15 protein-coding genes and 8 pseudogenes are annotated in these 17849 nt (G+C 53.2%); 7 read left to right on the top strand and 16 right to left on the bottom strand.

What is annotated here, in order from left to right; genetic code table 11:
- Positions 1 to 65: 65 nt before the first annotated feature.
- The 5 genes and pseudogenes from SYMBAF_RS01640 to SYMBAF_RS01620 all read right to left on the bottom strand — a co-directional run bounded on the left by SYMBAF_RS01640 (position 66) and on the right by SYMBAF_RS01620 (position 3462).
- A complete protein-coding gene (locus SYMBAF_RS01640; protein WP_040264335.1) occupies positions 66 to 809 on the bottom strand; it encodes a DUF2786 domain-containing protein in 744 nt (247 codons plus the stop codon).
- The gene (locus SYMBAF_RS01635) at positions 802 to 1056 is read right to left on the bottom strand and encodes a TraR/DksA C4-type zinc finger protein (protein ID WP_040264337.1); all 255 of its coding nucleotides are present in this window, start codon (positions 1054 to 1056) and stop codon (positions 802 to 804) included. The genes SYMBAF_RS01640 and SYMBAF_RS01635 overlap by 8 nt, the downstream gene beginning before the upstream one ends.
- Positions 1049 to 1849, bottom strand: a pseudogene (locus SYMBAF_RS01630) (ParB family protein); the annotation flags it as partial. The gene SYMBAF_RS01635 and the pseudogene SYMBAF_RS01630, both read right to left, overlap by 8 nt.
- A protein-coding gene (locus tag SYMBAF_RS01625) for an IS3 family transposase (RefSeq protein ID WP_152609001.1) occupies positions 1850 to 3018 on the bottom strand; the annotation gives its coding sequence in 2 pieces (ribosomal slippage) (positions 1850 to 2769 and positions 2769 to 3018; 1170 coding nt in all). It lies immediately after the preceding pseudogene.
- 270 nt (positions 3019 to 3288) lie between these two features.
- Complete coding sequence (locus SYMBAF_RS01620) at positions 3289 to 3462, bottom strand: hypothetical protein (RefSeq protein ID WP_160289781.1); 174 nt, start codon at positions 3460 to 3462, stop codon at positions 3289 to 3291.
- A gap of 17 nt (positions 3463 to 3479) precedes the next feature.
- Between SYMBAF_RS01620 and SYMBAF_RS01615 the strand changes: the two genes are divergently transcribed.
- The gene (locus tag SYMBAF_RS01615; protein ID WP_082026865.1) at positions 3480 to 4994 is read left to right on the top strand and encodes an NEL-type E3 ubiquitin ligase domain-containing protein; all 1515 of its coding nucleotides are present in this window, start codon (positions 3480 to 3482) and stop codon (positions 4992 to 4994) included.
- Positions 4995 to 5632: 638 nt separating this feature from the next.
- Positions 5633 to 5815: pseudogene (locus SYMBAF_RS18265) on the top strand (leucine-rich repeat domain-containing protein); the annotation flags it as partial.
- Between the two features lie 289 nt (positions 5816 to 6104).
- Here SYMBAF_RS18265 and SYMBAF_RS17450 read toward each other — a convergent pair.
- Positions 6105 to 6278 (bottom strand): hypothetical protein, encoded by a 174-nt coding sequence (locus tag SYMBAF_RS17450; protein ID WP_226020455.1) that lies wholly within the window; start codon positions 6276 to 6278, stop codon positions 6105 to 6107.
- 17 nt (positions 6279 to 6295) lie between these two features.
- Between SYMBAF_RS17450 and SYMBAF_RS01610 the strand changes: the two genes are divergently transcribed.
- Positions 6296 to 7858, top strand: a complete 1563-nt coding sequence (locus tag SYMBAF_RS01610) for an NEL-type E3 ubiquitin ligase domain-containing protein (protein ID WP_237162916.1) — start codon at positions 6296 to 6298, stop codon at positions 7856 to 7858.
- A 232-nt stretch (positions 7859 to 8090) separates the two neighbouring features.
- Positions 8091 to 9299, top strand: a pseudogene (locus tag SYMBAF_RS01605) (IS256 family transposase).
- Between the two features lie 52 nt (positions 9300 to 9351).
- Here SYMBAF_RS01605 and SYMBAF_RS01600 read toward each other — a convergent pair.
- Positions 9352 to 9564, bottom strand: a pseudogene (locus tag SYMBAF_RS01600) (IS6 family transposase); the annotation flags it as partial.
- A gap of 159 nt (positions 9565 to 9723) precedes the next feature.
- Here SYMBAF_RS01600 and SYMBAF_RS01595 point away from each other — a divergent pair.
- The gene (locus tag SYMBAF_RS01595) at positions 9724 to 9963 is read left to right on the top strand and encodes a ribbon-helix-helix domain-containing protein (protein ID WP_040264340.1); all 240 of its coding nucleotides are present in this window, start codon (positions 9724 to 9726) and stop codon (positions 9961 to 9963) included.
- Entirely contained in the window at positions 9963 to 10400 is a 438-nt protein-coding gene (locus SYMBAF_RS01590) for a putative toxin-antitoxin system toxin component, PIN family (RefSeq protein WP_052447663.1), read from the top strand. Before SYMBAF_RS01595 ends, SYMBAF_RS01590 begins: the two co-directional genes overlap by 1 nt.
- 135 nt (positions 10401 to 10535) lie before the next feature.
- Here the strand turns inward: SYMBAF_RS01590 and SYMBAF_RS01585 are convergent, their stop codons facing one another.
- Positions 10536 to 10700, bottom strand: a complete 165-nt coding sequence (locus SYMBAF_RS01585; protein WP_160289782.1) for a hypothetical protein — start codon at positions 10698 to 10700, stop codon at positions 10536 to 10538.
- A 282-nt stretch (positions 10701 to 10982) separates the two neighbouring features.
- Between SYMBAF_RS01585 and SYMBAF_RS01580 the strand changes: the two are divergent.
- Positions 10983 to 11162: pseudogene (locus tag SYMBAF_RS01580) on the top strand (IS6 family transposase); the annotation flags it as partial.
- Positions 11163 to 11367: 205 nt separating this feature from the next.
- Here SYMBAF_RS01580 and SYMBAF_RS01575 read toward each other — a convergent pair.
- From SYMBAF_RS01575 to SYMBAF_RS01535, 8 genes and pseudogenes are all read right to left on the bottom strand, one after another.
- The gene (locus tag SYMBAF_RS01575; RefSeq protein ID WP_052447664.1) at positions 11368 to 12876 is read right to left on the bottom strand and encodes an NEL-type E3 ubiquitin ligase domain-containing protein; all 1509 of its coding nucleotides are present in this window, start codon (positions 12874 to 12876) and stop codon (positions 11368 to 11370) included.
- Positions 12877 to 13356: 480 nt separating this feature from the next.
- Positions 13357 to 13539, bottom strand: a pseudogene (locus SYMBAF_RS18260) (leucine-rich repeat domain-containing protein); the annotation flags it as partial.
- A 181-nt stretch (positions 13540 to 13720) separates the two neighbouring features.
- Positions 13721 to 14008: a HigA family addiction module antitoxin gene (locus tag SYMBAF_RS01570; protein WP_040264342.1), complete on the bottom strand. Its 288-nt coding sequence runs from the start codon at positions 14006 to 14008 to the stop codon at positions 13721 to 13723.
- A 13-nt stretch (positions 14009 to 14021) separates the two neighbouring features.
- A complete protein-coding gene (locus tag SYMBAF_RS01565; RefSeq protein ID WP_040264344.1) occupies positions 14022 to 14300 on the bottom strand; it encodes a type II toxin-antitoxin system RelE/ParE family toxin in 279 nt (92 codons plus the stop codon).
- 69 nt (positions 14301 to 14369) lie between these two features.
- On the bottom strand, positions 14370 to 14597 hold the full coding sequence (locus SYMBAF_RS01560; protein ID WP_175576941.1) for a ribulokinase: 228 nt from the start codon (positions 14595 to 14597) through the stop codon (positions 14370 to 14372).
- Positions 14598 to 14666: 69 nt separating this feature from the next.
- A pseudogene (locus tag SYMBAF_RS01555) lies at positions 14667 to 14930 on the bottom strand (DDE-type integrase/transposase/recombinase); the annotation flags it as partial.
- Positions 14924 to 17387: pseudogene (locus tag SYMBAF_RS01540) on the bottom strand (AMP-binding protein). The pseudogenes SYMBAF_RS01555 and SYMBAF_RS01540, both read right to left, overlap by 7 nt.
- A gap of 68 nt (positions 17388 to 17455) precedes the next feature.
- Complete coding sequence (locus SYMBAF_RS01535) at positions 17456 to 17689, bottom strand: phosphopantetheine-binding protein (protein ID WP_052447668.1); 234 nt, start codon at positions 17687 to 17689, stop codon at positions 17456 to 17458.
- Between the last annotated feature and the right edge of the window lie 160 nt (positions 17690 to 17849).

Genomic DNA, 17849 nt, shown 5'->3' with positions numbered 1-17849 from the left:
CCTGGTTTGCAACGAGCAGAACATCAAAAAGCCAACCCGACAGGCAGGCGCTCCATAAAATAACGTCAGTCATACGCGGTACCTCCCTCCGTGATCTGATGTGGAGCCTGTGCCCCGTAAAGGCCTTGATGCACATCGGCATCACGCCCGGCGAGCCAGCCCACCATACGGGCCATTTTATCACCGCGGCAACTGCCGACTTCACGGATGGTGAGGCCGGTCAAGGCGTTGCCCCTATGACGCTGCACCAACCAGCGCTGCAGCACCGACGTTTCCCCCGATGAGGGAGCAAAAGACTGCAGTACCTGCCAGACGCCCGATACCCAGCCTTCACGGAACTGGTCTGCCCGACAGCGGAGCGTGCGCAGAAGGATACGGCGAGAGCGATAACTTTTCATATGGCGGTCAGTTGCGACCCGCAACTGACGCTGCAACACGGTGAAGATGTAACGCGCGATTTCTGGCCGCTCACTGAAGCCGTAAAAGTGCAACGAACGGCGATGGATTTTATTACCACCCATGCTGGTATAGACGTACCAACCGAACCAGCTACGGCAACCCGTGGCCATACAGACAACAGTTGCAAGGGAGTTGAGCCAGGCCGGCACCCTCTCCGCGTTACTGGTCAGGCTATCGCAGACCGACTCGCTGACCTCTGTGAGGGAGAACATGTCCTGAGTAAGGTTGTGACGCTGCATGAGGCGCTGAGCCAGCGCAACGGCGCGTGCCGCTTCATGCGGGTTATCGTTGCGGGTACCCAGCGCCATCAAGTGCCGGACGCGCATGATAAGCCTCTGATTATCAGACATAACGCATCCCCTTTTTGCTAGCTGGGTGATGCCAATCCCGACGCTCCTTGACATCCTGACAGCCCGCGCAAAGCTCCACGCCTGGAACTGCGAGTTGACGGTCTAAGGGAATATTAACGCCGCAGCATCCGCAGATTTCCTTTGATGGCAACGCAGTATGCACCTGTGCCCGGATGGCATCGATACTGCGCTGCGTAAACATCGCCGTACTGGCCTGCGCCATTTCATCGTTCAGGTCATCAGTCATTGTCCCCTCCCTTGGCAGCCAGGCGCTGCAGCTCGCGCAGTCGGCGGATAACGCGGATAAGACGCATCGTTTTAACCACCGTAATATCGTCAAAAACGGGTGTATCAGTTGGGTGCTGAGAGCCGAAAAAGTTCAGGCAGAACATGAACATATTTAACTGACCATTAGGCAACGAGCCAGAAAGCCCCGCAAGGAAGAGAGAAAATTCACCGGCGTTCGCGGACACGGAGAAGCCAACTGATGTTGGATGCTTGTCTTCACGCACGCAGTCAGGACAGCCCATCGCCTCTGCAATTTCGAAGACAAGGCGGAAGGCCATGTCTTGAAGGTGCTCAGTGTCATCCTGCAACGCCGGGATGTGCCAGATGTCGTTGACCGGTTCAAGTCCGGTAGCCGCGAACGCCACAGAATTCACTGCCGCAGAAGGAGACTCAAGCTGCTCGCCGAACGCGGAAACGAGCGTACCGGCGCTGAAATCACTCAGGACGCTCCCTGCATTATCGTCAGCGCTACCGCTCTCGCCGGTAATGACCTGACGTCCGTCCAAGTGGTCGTTCTGCACTTCACGACGCGGTACCCTGCCGACATTCGCTCCCTCGTATTCTGGCATCGCAATGCTGTCAGACAGTTCCGGCGCGGGTTCAGGGTGGCCGGACGTGGTCAGCGTACCGCTGCGCAGGTTGGTGACCGGGGATTCTGATGTGGTATCAGCAGGAAGGTGGGTGACCGGCGGTTCTGTGCGCTCCCGACCAGCAGGCCGTTCAATGGGCGGAGTGAGTTCAGGCTGTAGTGGTCAACTAAAACTGGCCACCGCGTTAGAGTTTTTCCAGTATCGGTTTTCCGATTCGTTTGGTGGTAACCCACCGTTATATTCATGCGGCCTGAGCGCGCTGTAATACCCAACGATATAGTCCGTTATTGCGTGGGCTGCATCGCTGAAGTTTATGTAACCCGTCACCGGTACCCATTCGTTCTTCAGACTCCTGAAGAAGCGCTCCATTGGGCTATTATCCCAGCAGTTTCCACGCCGACTCATACTCTGTCTGATCCGATACCTCCACAGTGACTGCCGGAACTGTCTGCTTGTGTAATGGCTGCCCTGATCGCTGTGGAACATCACTCCGGCTGGTTTTCCCCGGGCCTCCCACGCCATCTCCAGCGCTTTGATGGTCAGCCTGCTGTCCGGTGAGAACGACATTGCCCAGCCCACCGGTTTTCTCGCGAACAGGTCGAGAACAACGGCGAGGTAGGCCCAGCGCCTGCCTGTCCAGATATAGGTCACATCGCCACACCACACCTGATTAGGCTCTGTCACTGCGAACTGCCGCTCAAGGTGATTCGGGATAGCGATGTGTTCAAGGCCACCGCATTTATACCGATGAGTGGGCTGTTGACAACTGACCAGCCCCAGCTCTTTCATGAGCCTGCCGGCGAGCCATCGTCCCATCCTGAAGCCCTTCATGGTTGCCATAGTTGCGATACTCCTTGCGCCAGCAGAGCCATGGCTGACGCTATGCAGTTCCAGTACCTGGCTGCGTAATACAGCTCGTCTGCCATCTGGTTTTTCAGGACGGTTTTTCCAGTATTTGTAGCTGCTGCGATGAACCCCGAACACGTGGCAGAGTGTGACCACCGGATAATGCGCTCTGAGTTTCCCGATTATCGAGAACTGTTCAGGGAGTCTGACATCAAGAGCGCGGTAGCCTTTTTTAATATTTCGTTTTCCATTTCAATACGTTGTATTTTTTTCCTCAGCTCACGTATTTCAATTTGTTCAGGAGTAATGGGAGAGGCTTTAGGTATTTTTCCCTGCCGCTCATCACGCAACTGCTTCACCCATCGCGTCATTGTGGAAAGGCCGACATCCATAGCACTGGCTGCATCTGCCACGGTGTAGTTCTGGTCAACGACCAGTTGAGCGGATTCGCGTTTGAACTCTGCACTGAAATTTCTTTTTTTCATTGAAGCACCTGTAATGTCCTGAGGTGAGCATATCACCTCTGTTCAGGTGGCCAAATTCAGTGTGCCACTACATACACCCCAACATCACATCACTGAACGTTAGTGGCAACCACCTCTGCAAATTACCGGATAACCTCCCTGAGACAGTGACTGATCTTATTGTTTCCGATAACGAGTTTACAGAAACTCCCGAAAACCTCCCCCCCAGGCTTGAGAGATTAATTTTAGGGAAAAATCAGTTGGAAAGTATTCCCGGTAATTTGCCCGATACTATTGAGGTGCTTGATTTAGTTGACAATAGATTATCAACCCTGCCGGATCATCTACCTGATAGCCTGCTGTATTTATTTTTACAAAATAATCAATTGCAAACAATTCCTGCTTCCCTTTGGCGTCTTCCATCGGAGGCTGGCGTTTTTTTGGACGGTAATCCGTTTTCAGCACGCACCCTCCGCAGACTCATGGATTGGGTTCAGATGGCAGATTATACCGGGCCACAGTTCCTTTTCTCCATGTCAGAAGACAGGGCTGATGCCCCGCCTCGTCCCCTGAGTGAAGCGGTGAGAGACTGGCTGTCAGCACAGACGGCAGAAAGTGCCTGGGCAGCCATGGAAAAGGAGGACAACGCGGCGGCCTTCAGCGCGTTCCTCAGCCGCCTGGGCGAAACCCAAAACACGCGAGAAAACCCGGCATTTAAGGTGCGGGTGACTGACTGGCTGACCCGGCTGGTGGAAACCCCCGCGCTGCGGGAGACAACATTTGCCGTGGCCCAGGAGGCCACCACAAGCTGCGAAGACAGGGTGACACTCGCCTGGAACGATATGCAGAAAGTGGCGCTGGTGTATGACGTTGAAAACGGTACCTGGGATGACAGACTGCCGGAATTAATGACTGCCGGATGCGAGATGTTCCGCCTTGAACAGCTTGAGCAGGCAGCCCGTGACAAGGTTAAAACGCTCCGGCTCGTTGATGAAGTTGAGGTTTACCTGGCATACCAGACCGGCCTGCGCGATGCACTGAGGCTGACCTCTGCGGGAGAAAGAATGCGCTATGGTGACGTCTCCGGCGTGACGCAGGAAGACCTGGATCGGGCACTGGTACAGGTCAGAGAGCGGGAAAAACGGGCGTTTCCCACCTGGCTGGCACAGTGGACCCCCTGGAAAACGGCGCTGTACCGGGCCAGCCCCGGATTTGTCGAGAACATGCAGGAGCAGCAGACAGGGGCTTTAAACGACACTTATCGTCAGCGCGTGGATGCAGAACTGAAGGCCGCTGGGGTGGAGGGCATTGCTGATGCCGAAGTGGCTGTTGGCAAAAAAGTCTGGGATGAAATGACGGGTGAGAACGAGACTGCCCTTACCCGCGCGTTCCTGCAAAACCGGTACTGTGCTCTGATGGCTGATAAGCGCCCGGAGCAGGCCCTGAAAGCCGTGACTGAACTGACTTCGGTTGCCGCCTCTGCCCCTGCGGTGGCGGCTATGGCAGTCCGACCCGGCAATGTCAACGAGGCCCACCCCGGCAGCCTGCTGGCAACCAGGGTAGCAGCAGGCGGAATGGCTCCCCTTGCAGAGGCATGGGTTTCTTTATTACACCGGTTGTACGAAAACAAATACCTTGACAAAGAGGAGGTAATATCAGCGCTGCTGCCGCATAAAAAGGAGCACAGCGTTGCATCCCTCGCTCATGCCATTGCCGGCGCAGCATGGAATTCTGAGGCCGCAACGAAGCTTTGCGCCCTGCTGTCTGACGTTGCCGGCAGCGATGAAAATTCACGTCAGGACATCATGGCGCGTCTGTCGCTGAAATTGCCCGGCGACAGGTTCAGTCAGCTTAACCCTGACCAGGCTGCAGATTTCTACGAACGCGCAAAAAAGGCAGATAAACTCAGCCGAAATGAAGCGGCAAAGGCACACCTGAAAGAAGGTCGCCTCATTCCGGAAAGCCGGGAACTGTACGGGATGGCTTTCGGAACATAGACCGGAAGCCTTAACAGGGAGGCCCGTACAGAAGCGCTGAAGCGATGGATTGCAATAAGAGGAAACTGGTCGGGAAACTTTGGTGATTATGCTGCAGGTTTAATATCACATGTGTATCTGGACGTCAGATTGAACATTAATGTACTTAATGTGCAGGGGGAAGCAATCAACCGTATATCGACGGGGGATGACAGGAGGACATTGGGTCGGGTTATTAAACTGAGAGACTGCAAAATGGCCATTATTCCCCCGGTCATCAAGGGAGAATAAACGAATGCCCCTTCGGACGGGGACTATTTTTTTTACAGTTTTCTTACTGCATTAAATAGCGAAACACCTTCTGGTGACAATATTCAGCGGCTTCGTAACCCTATGGCCAGTTATATACAGCGCAATGATGAGCTTGCTTATTTTATCGATGCCCAGACGGTATCTGGAGGGGCAGGAAACTGAATCGGCCTTTTTTGAGCTTCCTAACCATGAACGCTGATACACTACAGCCGAATTTTAAAGAGGGTTAACACCGTAAATACCCACAGTGGCAATGTTGCGCTGTATTTGCTGCCTGGTCAGTTTTCAATTATATTCTTTTTTTCGGGCGAAGTTACCCACTTCATTAGAATAATTAAGAGAGTGTCATGCTTCCTGTCAATAATAACCCTTATCAGCCTTTTCAGACGGGTCTCCGTTCTGCAAGGGATGCCACATCCTCAGGCAATGTTTCTCACACGACAACCGTTCCACTCAGACCCGATGAGTATTATGCCCTCTGGTCTGAGTGGGAAAAAAACGCCCCGTCAGGTGGGGGGGAGAGACGGGACATTGCCGTGGCAAGAATGTGCGCGTGTCTAGAAACAGACTATAAGGAGCTTTACCTGGCTGGACTACGCCTCAGTTCATTGTCCGAAAGACTTCCCCCCAACATCACGTTACTGAACGTTAGTGACAACCACCTCTGCAAATTACCGGATAACCTCCCTGAGACAGTGACTGATATTTTTGTTTCCTATAATGAACTTACAGAAATCCCCGAAAATCTACCACCCGGGCTTAAGGAATTAACTCTAGAAAGCAATCAGTTGGAAAGTATTCCCGGTAATCTGCCCGATACTATTGAGGCGCTTGATTTAGCTGACAATAGATTATCAACCCTGCCGGATCATCTACCTGATAGCCTACTGTATTTATTTTTACAAAATAATCAATTGCAAACAATTCCTGCTTCCCTTTGGCGTCTTCCATCGGAGGCCAGAGTTTTTTTGGACGGTAATCCGTTTTCAGCACGCACCCGCCGCAGACTCATGGATTGGGTTCAGATGGCAGATTATACCGGGCCACGGTTCTTTTTCTCCATGTCAGAAAATAGGGCTGATGCCCCGCCCCGTCCCCTGAGTGAAGCGGTGAAAGACTGGCTGTCAGCACAGACGGCAGAAAGTGCCTGGGCAGCCATGGAAAAGGAGGACAACGCGGCGGCCTTCAGCGCGTTCCTCAGCCGCCTGGGCGAAACCCAAAACGCGCGAGAAAACCCGGCATTTAAGGCGCGGGTGACTGACTGGCTGACCCGGCTGGTAGAAACCCCCGCGCTGCGGGAGACAACATTTGCCGTAGCCCAGGAGGCCACCACAAGCTGCGAAGACAGGGTGACACTCGCCTGGAACGATATGCAGAAAGTGGCGCTGGTGTATGACGTTGAAAGCGGTACCTGGGATGACAGACTGCCGGAATTAATGACTGTCGGCTGTGAGATGTTCTGCCTTGAACAGCTTGAGCAGGCAGCCCGTGACAAGGTTAAAACGCTCCGGTTCGTTGATGAAGTTGAGGTTTACCTGGCATACCAGACCGGCCTGCGCGATGCACTGAGGCTGACCTCTGCGGGAGAAAGAATGCGCTATGGTGACGTCTCCGGCGTGACGCAGGAAGACCTGGATCGGGCACTGGTACAGGTCAGAGAGCGGGAAAAACGGGCGTTTCCCACCTGGCTGGCACAGTGGGCCCCCTGGAAAACGGCGCTGTACCGGGCCAGCCCCGGATTTGTCGAGAACATGCAGGAGCAGCAGACAGGGGCTTTAAACGACACTTATCGTCAGCGCGTGGATGCAGAACTGAAGGCCGCTGGGGTGGAGGGCATTGCTGATGCCGAAGTGGCTGTTGGCAAAAAAGTCTGGGATGAAATGACGGGTGAGAACGAGACTGCCCTTACCCGCGCGTTCCTGCAAAACCGGTACTGTGCTCTGATGGCTGATAAGCGCCCGGAGCAGGCCCTGAAAGCCGTGACTGAACTGACTTCGGTTGCCGCCTCTGCCCCTGCGGTGGCGGCTATGGCAGTCCGACCCGGCAATGTCAACGAGGCCCACCCCGGCAGCCTGCTGGCAACCAGGGTAGCAGCAGGCGGAATGGCTCCCCTTGCAGAGGCATGGGTTTCTTTATTACACCGGTTGTACGAAAACAAATACCTTGACAAAGAGGAGGTAATATCAGCGCTGCTGCCGCATAAAAAGGAGCACAGGGGGGGATCCCTCGCTCATGCCATTGCCGACACAGCATGGAATTCTGAGGCCGCAACGAAGCTTTGCGCCCTGCTGTCTGACGTTGCCGGCAGCGATGAAAATTCACGTCAGGACATCATGGCGCGTCTGTCGCTGAAATTGCCCGGCGACAGGTTCAGTCAGCTTAACCCTGACCAGGCTGCAGATTTCTACAAACGCGCAAAAAAGGCAGATAAACTCAGCCGAAATGACGCGGCCAAGGCACACCTGAAAGAAGGTCGCCTCATTCCGGAAAGCCGGGAACTGTACGGGATGGTTTCCGGAGCACAAACCGGAAGCCTTAACAGGGAGGCCCGTACAGAAGCGCTGAAGCGATAGGTGGCAATAAGAGGAAACTGGTCAGGAAACTTTGGTGATTATGCTGCAGGTTTAATATCACATGTGTATCTGGACGTCAGACTGAACGTTAATGTACTTAATGTGTAGTGGTCAAGTAAAACTGTCCACGGTTTTATGGTAAGAGAGCCTGTCCCTAATTCGAGCCTGTAATTTAAATTGTGTATCTGCCTGTTTTTGATATGTTCACTCCAACAATGGAGACAGGCAAATTATGGACGAAAAGAAACTCAGGGCACTCGCTGCTGAACTGGCTAAAGGTCTTAAAACCGACGCTGATCTCAATCAGTTTTCCCGCATGTTGACGAAGCTAACCGTTGAAACGGCGCTGAACGCTGAACTGACCGACCACCTCGGGCACGAGAAAAATGCCCCAAAATCCGGTTCGAATACCCGTAATGGCTATTCCTCTAAAACGCTGCTGTGCGACGATGGCGAAATCGAACTGAACACGCCACGTGACCGTGAAAACACCTTCGAGCCGCAGTTGATAAAGAAAAACCAGACGCGTATCACGCAGATGGACAGCCAGATTTTATCCCTGTACGCCAAAGGCATGACCACGCGGGAAATCGTCGCCACGTTCAAGGAAATGTACGACGCCGATGTGTCGCCAACGCTGATATCTAAAGTGACCGATGCCGTTAAAGAGCAGGTCGCTGAATGGCAAAATCGACCTCTGGATGCCCTGTATCCTATTGTTTACCTTGACTGCATTGTCGTGAAAGTCCGCCACAGTGGCAGCGTAATTAACAAAGCTGTCTTCCTTGCCCTGGGCATTAACACCGAAGGCCAGAAAGAACTGTTGGGCATGTGGCTGGCAGAAAATGAAGGTGCAAAGTTCTGGCTTAGCGTGCTGACCGAGCTTAAAAACCGGGGTCTTCAGGATATCCTGATTGCCTGCGTGGATGGGCTGAAGGGCTTCCCGGATGCAATAAACAGCGTCTATCCTCAGACGCATCTCCAGCTCTGTATCATCCATAGGGTCCGCAACAGCCTGAAATACGTGGCGTGAAAGGACTATAAAGCCGTCACCCGCGGGTTGAGGACGGTCTACCAGGCCCCGACAGAAGAAGCCGCGCTGATGGCACTGGATGCGTTCGCGGGTGTCTGGGATGACAAGTATCCGCAAATCAGTAAAAGCTGGCGTACGCACTGGGAAAATCTCAATACGTTCTTCGGCTATCCAGCCGATATCCGCAAAGCCATCTACACGACCAACGCTATCGAGTCGCTGAACAGCGTGATCCGTGCAGCCATCAAAAAACGCAAAGTGTTCCCGACAGACGACTCAGTGCGAAAGGTTATTTATCTGGCGATCAAGGATGCATCAAAAAAATGGAGTATGCCGATCAAGAACTGGCGGCTGGCAATGAGTCGTTTTATTATCGAGTTCGGTGATCGCTTAAACGAGCACCTTTAATACGGTGGCAGTTACACAGAATTACTGACAGGGTTCAAGTTGCGGAAGACCCTCGTTTATGCCGACGCAACGCCTTATCCAGCAACGGCACCAGGCGGATACCCCAGCGATGAAGCGTTGAATGGTCAACGACAATACCGCGTTCGGCCATCATCTCTTCCAGGTTCCGCAAACTCAGTGAGTAAGCGAGATACCAGCGAACACATTGCGCGATAACATCGACAGGGTAATGCAGGCGACTGAAGGCTTTTCGCATCAGAGACAGGGTCAGGGAGCATCAAGAAAAACAGTATCTTACCTGACGCCACCTTAATGCGACAGAATCTCTTAAGAGATAGAAACCTTTGTTTTATCTAACCATTGCAAGGACAAACAGTTGAGCGTATAAACACTTATACACTCAAATAGTGATTTGGAGAGTGAAATGAATACCGTTCGCTGGAATATCGCCGTGTCGCCGGACGTAGATCAGTCCGTGCGCATGTTCATTGCCGCGCAAGGCGGCGGACGCAAGGGCGACCTATCAAGATTCATTGAGGAGGCGGTGCGTGCCTACCTCTTTGAGCAGGCTGTCGAGCAAGCCAAGACCGCCGCAGCTGGTATGAACGAGTCCGAACTGAACGACCTTATCGACGAGGCGGTGCAGTGGGCGCGTGAGCACTGATGATCGTCATCCTGGACACCAACGTGCTGCTTGCTGCACTGATCTCACCGTATAGTCCGCCCGACATCATCTATCGCGCTTGGCAGGCGGGCCGCTTCAACCTGGTAACAGGGGCCGCGCAGCTCGACGAACTGCGGCGAGTGAGCCGTTACCCCAAACTAAAGTCCATCCTTCCTGCGCACCGCGTCGGCACAATGGTTAACAACATACAACGGGCCATCGTGCTAAACGCGCTGCCGCCTCTGCCAGAAGGCATAGAAGCGGATGATCCGAACGACGCCTTCTTGTTGGCAATGGCACTGGCGGGTGAGGCCGACTACCTGGTGACCGGCGACTACCGCGCCGGACTGCTGCAACGCAGCAACATTGGCCGCACACGTATCGTAACCCCAGCTATTGTGACGAAGCGCTTTGATACTGGCGCAGTCCTGCAATAGGCTGCGCTTTTCTTCACACCACGTCACTTAAGCAAAAGCCCGCTAGCTCTAAACTGCATCCCCAAAATTGTCACGCGGCCCATTAAAATAATAAAGCCCGCTAAAGCAGGCCTTAAAGTTTTGGTTATTCCGGTATCATTTAACTACAATGCAAATCCATTTGCCTGCAAGATCCAGTGCAGCGATTTCACCATCCTGGCACTGGATAGGTGCAGGGTCAGCATGGGAAGTAGCAGTTGTAGCAGAAAACGCGGAACCAGCAAGCAACATAGCAGTGAGTAATTTGCTAAATTTGTTCATAATGATACATTCCTCTTTGATTTAATTGATGATTAGTAAAATAATGTTTGAGGATCCACTTCCTCAAGAGATCAATTATAGTCAAAATTTACTATGTCGGTTAGTAAGGGCAATAATAGGTCTTTTGAAGCCACAAGTTTGAGCATAACGAATTAGGTTATCGTGTCAGTTTTCACATCTGTGAAATCCCGCTTCCTCGACAACAAGACAGATTCGCCGCGCGGTTCTGTCGCATTAAGGCGGCGTCAGGTAAGATACTGTTTTTCTTGATGCTCCCTGACCCTGTCTCTGATGCGAAAAGCCTTCAGTCGCCTGCATTACCCTGTCGATGTTATCGCGCAATGTGTTCGCTGGTATCTCGCTTACTCACTGAGTTTGCGGAACCTGGAAGAGATGATGGCCAAACGCGGTATTGTCGTTGACCATTCAACGCTTCAGCGCTGGGGTACACGCGCCGCCCCTGCTCCGTCAGAACGGTCAGATCGTGGGTAAATGACCCGGACAAGCCCAGTTCCAGAACTTGCCCGGAATGGGCTGTAGAAGTGCTCACGGAAGCGCTGAAAACCAGAGAGTGAAAGGTAAATATGAATCAGGCCTGAAGTGTCACGCTGATTTAAAAATCCGAAAGCTCATTAATTGATGGAAGGCAAGGCGCAGCAAGGTGCTGCTACCCGACCATCCTGTACAGTTCGCGGCTTTCCTGAATGAGCCCCCCTTCTTTCAGGTGTGCCTTGGCCGCTTCATTTCGGCTGAATTTATCTGCATTTTTTGCGCGTTCATAGAAATCTGCAGCCTGGTCAGGGTTAAGCTGACTGAACCTGTCGCCGGGCAATTTCAGCGACAGACGCGCCATGATGTCCTGACGTGAATTTTCATCGCTGCCGGCAACGTCAGACAGCAGGGCGCAAAGCTTCGTTGCAGCCTCAGAATTCCATGCTGCGCCGGCAATGGCATGGGCGAGGGATCCAACGCTGTGCTCCTTTTTATGCGGCAGCAGTGCTGATATTACCTCCTCTTTGTCGAGGTATTTGTTCTCGTACAACCGGTGTAATAAAGAAACCCATGCCTCTGCAAGGGGAGCCATTCCGCCTGCTGCCACCTTGGTTGCCAGCAGGCTGCCGGGGTGAACCTCGTTGACATTGCCGGGTCGGACTGCCATAGCCGCCACCGCAGGGGCGGAGGCAGCAACCGAAGTCAGTTCAGTCACGGCTTTCAGGGCCTGCTCCGGGCGCTTATCAGCCATCAGGGCACAGTACCGGTTTTGCAGGAACGCGCGGGTAAGGGCGGTGTCGTTCTCACCCGTCATTTCATCCCAGACTTTTTTGCCAACAGCCACTTCGGCATCAGCAATGCCCTTCACCCCAGCGGCCTTCAGTTCTGCATCCACGCGCTGACGATAAGTGTCGTTTAAAGCCCCTGTCTGCTGCTCCTGCATGTTCTCGACAAATCCGGGGCTGGTCCGGTACAGTGCCGTTTTCCAGGGAGTCCACTGTGCCAGCCAGGTGGGAAACGCCCGTTTTTCCCGCTCTCTGACCTGTACCAGTATCCGATCCAGGTCTTCCTGCGTCACGCCGGAGACGTCACCATAGCGCATTCTTTCTCCCGCAGAGGTCAGCCTCAGTGCATCGCGCAGGCCGGTCTGGTATGCCAGGTAAACCTCAACTTCATCAACGAACCGGAGCGTTTTAACCTTGTCACGGGCTGCCTGCTCAAGCTGTTCAAGGCGGAACATCTCACAGCCGACAGTCATTAATTCCGGCAGTCTGTCGTCCCAGGCACCGTTTTCAACGTCGTACACCAGCGCCACTTTCTGCATATCGTTCCAGGCGAGTGTCACCCTGTCTTCGCAGCTTGTGGTGGCCTCCTGGGCCACGGCAAATGTTGTCTCCCGCAGCGCGGGGGTTTCTGCCAGGCGGGTCAGCCAGTCAGACACCCGCGCCTTAAATGCCGGATTTTCTCGCGCGTTTCGGGTCTCGCCCAGGCGGCTGAGGAACGCGCTGAAGGTCGCCGCGTTGTCCTCCTTTTCAATGGCTGCCCATGTGCTGTCTGATAACTGTGCTGACAGCCAGTCTTTCACCACTTCGGTCAGGGGACAGGACACGACATCAGCTTCATCTTCTAACATGGAGAAATAGAACTGTGGCCCGGTATAATCTCCCATTTGAGCCAGATCCATGAGTCTGCGGAGGGTTCGTTCTGGAAACGGATTATCTTCGACAAAAACATTAGCCTCCGGTGAAATACGTCCGGTTGAAACAGGAAGTGTGTGAAATTGATTATCCTGTAAATCTAAATACTGCAGGCTATCAGGTAGATGGTCTGGCAGGATTGATAATCTATTTTCAGCTAAATTAAGCTTTTTAATAGTATTGGGCAGGTCACCAGGAATGCTTTCCAACTGATTATTTTCTAAATTAAACTCAACAAGCCTGGGAGGGAGATTTGCGGGAATTTCTATAAGTTCGTTATCGGAAACATTAATATAAATCAATGTTTCCGGTAAATTGTCAGGTAATTTACTGAGATGATTTCTATAGACGATTAATTCCCTAATGTATGGCGGAAGTGATTCGGGCAATGAACTAAGTTGTAGTTGAGCCAAGTCAAGCAACTCTCTGCCTGTTTCCAGACACTCACGCATTCTTGCCACGGCAATGTCCCGTTTCTCCCCCATACCTGGCATGGCATTTTCTTCCCACTCAGACCAGAGGGCATAATACTCATCGGGTCTGAGTGGAACGGTGGCAGTCTGAGAAACACTGCCTGAAGATGTGGCATCCCCTGCAGAACGAAGATACGTCTGCAAAGGCAAATCAGGGTTGTTATTGACAGGAAGCATACACTCTCTTATTTATTCTCATGAAAAGGGTATTTTAGCTGGTTAAAGAGAAGATTTTTAAAAACCAACCCGGCGGCAAATATTACCGCTTCTGGTGTTTACAGTGTTAGCCATCTTTGTTTCGCAACAACCCGTTTGCGAAACAAAGATGGGGGAGACGTCAGGCATCCCAAAATTCTGCTTAAGCGGCTACAACACGCAGTGGATGAATTTTAGGTTGCGGATGCTGGCGTGCCTGTGCCAAATCGTAGTTTAGCTGCATGGCCAGCCATGCACGCGCCGTACTGATACCTGCCATTTCAAGCCGCAAAGCAAGATCTGAACTCACAGCAGCATGCCCATTGATCACACGGGAAAGGGACACGCGCGACATGCCAAGATGTTCGGCGACTTGAGTCACTGACAAACCTAGCGCATTTATTACATCCTCACGCAGCAGCTCGCCAGGATGGGGGGGATATTTCATCATGGTATTTTGCTCCCTAGTGATAGTCGAGGTAATCGACCAGTTCAATATTGGAACCCACAAAGCGGAACGTCACTCGCCAATTACCATTAACCCATATTGACCAGTGACCTTTAAGCTCACCTTTGAGCAGATGCAACTTAAACGACGGCACGTCAAGATCTCCCGGACTTTCAGCAATGTCCAACAAGCCAAGAATACGGTTCAACTTGGCGGCGTGTACCGTTTGGATACCCCTGGTTGTACCGGTTCTGTAGAAGGCTTCAAGCCCTTTGTGGCGAAATCCAATAATCATGCACAAACCATATCGCGTATCGTTACAATATACAATCAATATTTGATTACTATGTATCTTGATCTTGGGTTAAGGATGCCAATCGGCGATACACCAATCTATCCATACGGCCTCATCACTGGCGGCAACAGGCCAGCCATCAACGAGCCAGACCGCCAGTGAATCAAAATCACCCAGTTGGATGGACAGATACTCTGCATCTGCGGGTAATGCGGGCGACTCCTTGGTACCGATAGCTCGCCCACCACAGGCTTGGCATACATGACAAAAAAGGTCATACACCTGGTCATCAGACAACCCGCTGTTTTTGAGGGTTCTGTCGCATTAACGACGGAGGATCAGCCGAAGTTTTGCACTGCCTGCTTTTCAGGCAGCCAACAGACAGAATTGTTCTGCCGGGGACAATCTATCTCCGGCAGGATGATGAAGCTGCCCTTTGCGTATCATGTGGATTAACTCAATGCCCGCCAGTATCGTCTGCGCTCGTCGAAACGATTTGAATCCCAGCATCTGGCGTATCCGCCGTTTGATATTCCGGTGGTCCTGCTCCACAAGGTTGTTCAGGTATTTACTCTGCCTGACGGTAATGGCTTCTTCATCAGGTTTACCGGTGTTGAGTGTGGTCAGAGCCGTGCCAGGTCGCCGGTGCGATACCAGCGTTCACCGTCCTGCATCACAAAACGGTCGGCGGTTCGTTCAGCGTCATGGCGATAACCAAGTGCGACACCTGCGCCACCAATCCACAGCTCGCCACTCACCCAGTCAAAGCGGTCGCGACCTAAGCTGTCCACTACCCGGCAACGTACGTTGTCGAGTGGATAACCGTAAGGCACGGAGCGCCAGTTGTAGGGGACAGTGGTGATTTCCTGTACCGTGGAATGAATGGCGGTTTCGGTGGTGCCACCTAACGCAATGCAGCGGCACTGCGCTGCCACCGCGTGTATTTTTTTGGCAGATCAAGGGGAACCCAGTCGCCACCCAGCAGCACAATTTGCAGCGGTAACGTGAGATTATCAGAAGCGGCACTGGTAAAGGTCATCTCCGCGATAGCGGGTACGCAGTTCAGCACACTGACCTGATGCTGCCGAATCAGCGCCACCCAGCACTGGGCATCACGCCAGATCTCATCCTCAATACATACCACCGCCCCCCCACCGACAGTGGCGCGAAGATATCGTAAATCGCCAGATCGAAACTCAGCGCCGATACCGCCAAGGTGCGCATGCGATCCCCCATCGGATAGCGGCGGTTAAGATCATCAATGGTGTTTTTCGCCGCGAGATGGCTGATTTCAACCCCTTTCAGCGTACCGGTTGAGCCAGATGTATAAATAACATAAGCGAGTTGCTTAGGATCCCCGCTGCTCACCGCTGCTGGCGCAGGCAGTTGAGCATTATCCGGCAGTTGGTGAATAACGTGTTTCACCCCGGCATTTTGCAGGATGGCGTTAATACGATGTTCCGGCTGCAGGTGGTTGAGCGGCAACCAGGCGGCACCGTTGGCAAGCACGCCCAGTACCGCAATAATCTGTTCCGGCCCCTTAGGTAAGGCGATGGCGACCAGTTCACCGGGTTGCACGCCTTGGTTTTGCAGATGTGCCACCAGACGGCGTGCCTGTTCTGACACTTCGCCATAACTTAGCGTCTGATGTGCGCCAAACAGCGCGGGTGCCTCCGGCTGCTGTTTTGCCAGACGGAAAAAGGCACTGTGCAGACACTCTTCAGGTAAAGGCACCTCGGTGGCATTAGCCCGCTGGCGCACAGCCTGCTGCGCCGACGGTAAAGCACTCTTCACCTGCTGTTGCCATACTTGCTCGCTGGCGATAAGCGCCTCAAGCAGGTCAATAAATTGACCGAACATCAAATCGAGCATGTCCGGCGCGAAACTGGCTTCACGCGCGTCCCAGTTCACCAGAATGCCCTGATTTAACTCGGTGATTTGCGCATCCAGCCACACCTGTGGCCCCTGTGAGACAATCCAGCCGGGCTGCCCAAAGGCTTGCTGTACGCGTTCGCTAAACAGCTCTCCCAACCCCAATGCGCTGGTGAACACTACTGGAGCAAACTGCTGTTGACCGCGCAGGCGTGTCGCTTCGCGTAACACCTCAACGCCAGAGAAGTGGGCATGTGCCGCATCCTGGCGGAACTGCTGTTGCAGGCGCTGCGCTCGTTCGAGGAAGCTGCCCGGTTTGCTGCCCTGCCATGCCAGCAACACTGATGAAGTGAAATCCCCTACCAACGCGGACACATTGGGGTGAAGTTGTTCGCGGTTGAACAGGGGCAGGTTAAGAATGAAATCCTCTTCGTCACTGAACTGGGCCAGCACCTCCGCAAAGGCGGCGGTGATCATCATCGGCAATGTCAGCTGATGTTCTCGTGCTTTGGCTTCTAGTTGCTGACGAGCGCTGGCACCAAACCAACGGTGACGACGCACTACGGTCTGGTTTGCGGTGAGCTTATCCGAACTGGCGGTGGGCAAAACGGGCGCACCGGGCAGATCGGCTAAACGTGCAAGCCACCACTGCTTATCTTCTGCATAACGTGTCTGCTGCTGCGGTTCCTGCAACCAGACGCTGCGTAGTTGCTGGTACTGGCGGTAGGAGAGATCCAGCGCGGGAAGCGGCTGCTGAGACTCAAGATAGAGCACAGCCAGATCGTCCAGCAGCACGCGCAGGCTCATGGCATCCGCTGCGATCATGTCGAGATTGAAGTGCAGACGGCAGCCTCCGCCAAGACTGGCAGGCTTATGCGTCAGGCGCACATCAAACACCTCGCCTTGATCAATGCTGAGCTGGCGGTGCGAAAGTGCTGCGCGAATAGCTTCAAGCCTTAGCGTGGCCGTTTCCGCTGTTTCCTGACGTAAATCGTACGCTTTCAACCCAGGCCAGCGTCCTTCCTCAAGTACTTGCTGTTGCCCCTCGTCCAGAATGACCACTCGCAACATACCGTGGCGTGCCAGAAGCTGGCGCACCGCGCTTTCCAGACGCGCGGCATCAATCTGCGGCCGGTCGAACTCATGGTAGAAATGCGCAGCCACACCAGCCAAATGTTGGCTGCTGTCACGTCCGACCCAATAAGCATACTGCATTAGTGCCAGCGGGAAAGGTTCGTTTTCATGCAGGCCAAGCAAAGCTGCATTTTCCCCTGCGGCTCCGGTTACGGTTGACTCTCTATTAAAGCCAGCCAAGCATCAAAACGTGGCTGTTGAATAAGCCGGGCGAAAGAAATATCGTAACCTTGCCGACGCCACATGGCGGCGAGTTTCATCATCGCCAGCGAGTCGAGACCGAGGCCGATCAGGTCGCAGTCATCAGGAAGCCGATCCGGCATGCTGCCGGGAAGAAAGGGTGCAATATCAGTGCAGATTTTGTGCTTAAGGGTACTTGCCATAGTCCTTGTCCTTCCCCGAGTTACATCATAAAGCCATTTAGAAAATTTATATCGCAGCGTTGGCTTAACGCATTACCGCAAAGACTCATATGTTATAACATCACTTATTGCAAGCATAAATGATAACCATTATCAGGGGATTTTTTAAAACAATTTGTAA

The organism is Serratia symbiotica (assembly GCF_000821185.2).
Taxonomy (GTDB): domain Bacteria; phylum Pseudomonadota; class Gammaproteobacteria; order Enterobacterales; family Enterobacteriaceae; genus Serratia; species Serratia symbiotica.
This window is presented reverse-complemented; position numbering and strand designations above follow the sequence as displayed.